Source organism: Bartonella sp. AP88HLJMH (assembly GCF_042195605.1).
Lineage (GTDB): Bacteria > Pseudomonadota > Alphaproteobacteria > Rhizobiales > Rhizobiaceae > Bartonella.
In genome coordinates this window covers 1-1,594 of record NZ_JBHIOR010000073.1, presented here as the reverse complement: position 1 = coordinate 1,594, position 1,594 = coordinate 1, and the positions used below count along the sequence as shown (strand labels likewise).

The following is a 1,594-nucleotide window of genomic DNA, read 5'->3' as shown; positions in this document are numbered from 1 at the left end:
GAACAGCTTGCAACTCGTATTATCTCAGAGCAAATAAAGGTTTCTTCTTCTGATATGCGCCGTGGTAATATCTCAGAAGAGCAATTTGCAAAAATTATTCACGCAATGCGTTCCTTACAAACAATCCCTCTTTATATTGATCAAACGGGTGGGGTGTCTATTGCACAATTGTCCGCTCGTGCAAGGCGTCTTAAACGACAACATGGTCTAGATGTCTTGATTATCGATTATATCCAACTCATGACAAGCGGTTCAAAGCGTTCATTAGAAAATCGCGTTCAAGAAATTACAGCCATTACCACCGGATTAAAAGCACTTGCAAAAGAACTCAATATTCCCATCATTGCTCTGTCACAACTTTCGCGCCAAGTTGAAAACCGAACCGATAAACGTCCGCAACTCTCTGATTTACGTGAATCTGGTTCAATCGAGCAAGATGCCGACATTGTTCTGTTCGTTTATCGTGAAGAATATTATCTCAAAAATGAAGAACCCAAAGAAAGCACCGCTGAGTATAACAAATGGCAAGAGGCAATGGAGCAAGCCAAGGGTAAAGCCGAGGTTATTATAGCAAAACAACGCCATGGTCCGACAGGAATCGTTCCCCTTGCCTTTCAATCCGATTTTACACGCTTTAGTGATTTATAACATAATGTAAAACATTAAATAATTGTTATTAGCTAACTGAAAACATTGTAAAAACACATAAAACATGTTATGATCTTTACATCATTTAATGGGACTTACAAACATGCTTAATAAAGTGATTTTAATTGGTCATTTAGGTGCCAATCCAGAAAGCAAAACAATGTCAACTGGCATCGAGGTGGTCAATTTTCGAATGGCAACGTCTGAGAGCTATACAGACAAGGCAACCAATAAGAAAGTAGACAAAACCGAATGGCATTCCATTGTGGTGTTTAATCCACATCTTGCAAAAATAGCTCTCCAGTATCTCAATAAAGGCAGCAAAGTTTATATCGAGGGGCGACTACAAACCCGTAAATGGCAAGATAAAAACGGTGTTGATCGCTATGTAACAGAAGTCATATTGCCTCAGTACAAAGGCGAGTTAAAGCTTTTAGATGGCAAAAATGATGATAATCAAGAGCAGTCATCACCTTATGACAGAAGCATTTACAGACCTCTTGATACGTCTCATACCGTTATGAATGATAGCGTTCCTTTTTAAACAGAAGGTGCTTTAATGGATAGTAAAAAGAAGTCTAGGGTTAGTACAGAAGAATCTGAACCCGTTTATATGCTTACAGAGAATGATATAGAGCTGTTAAGAGATTGTATGTCATCTACATCAATGAGTTATTACAGTATAGTGATGGGTGCTTTATTGAGTACACTTTTCATTCTGCTCTTAAAACTTTCTTGGGATCAAAGTCACTTAAAACTTAAGTTAGGTGTTGCTGCTGTAATATGCATTTTAGTGGTTTTATTGTTCTTTTTAAATCGAATTTCATGGTCAAGATCAGAGAGAATTTGGCAAGATATTAAACAGACATCTGAGGACATAAGTGAAAAAAAACAAAAAGAGGGGACGCCCTAAAATAGCAGGGCAGCTAAGAGAACCAAACGGACG

General features: G+C 38.0%; 3 protein-coding genes. All 3 read left to right on the top strand.

All coding sequences use genetic code 11. The annotated features are described in order from the left end of the window. Positions 1–648 (top strand): DnaB-like helicase C-terminal domain-containing protein (locus ACFIMA_RS09560; protein WP_375693437.1); only part of this gene is annotated, 648 nt, incomplete at its 5' end. A 103-nt stretch (positions 649–751) separates the two neighbouring features. Then, positions 752–1,192: a single-stranded DNA-binding protein gene (ssb, locus tag ACFIMA_RS09555; protein ID WP_375693777.1), complete on the top strand. Its 441-nt coding sequence runs from the start codon at positions 752–754 to the stop codon at positions 1,190–1,192. A gap of 15 nt (positions 1,193–1,207) precedes the next feature. Further along, a complete protein-coding gene (locus ACFIMA_RS09550) occupies positions 1,208–1,561 on the top strand; it encodes a hypothetical protein (RefSeq protein WP_375613771.1) in 354 nt (117 codons plus the stop codon). Positions 1,562–1,594: the final 33 nt, after the last annotated feature.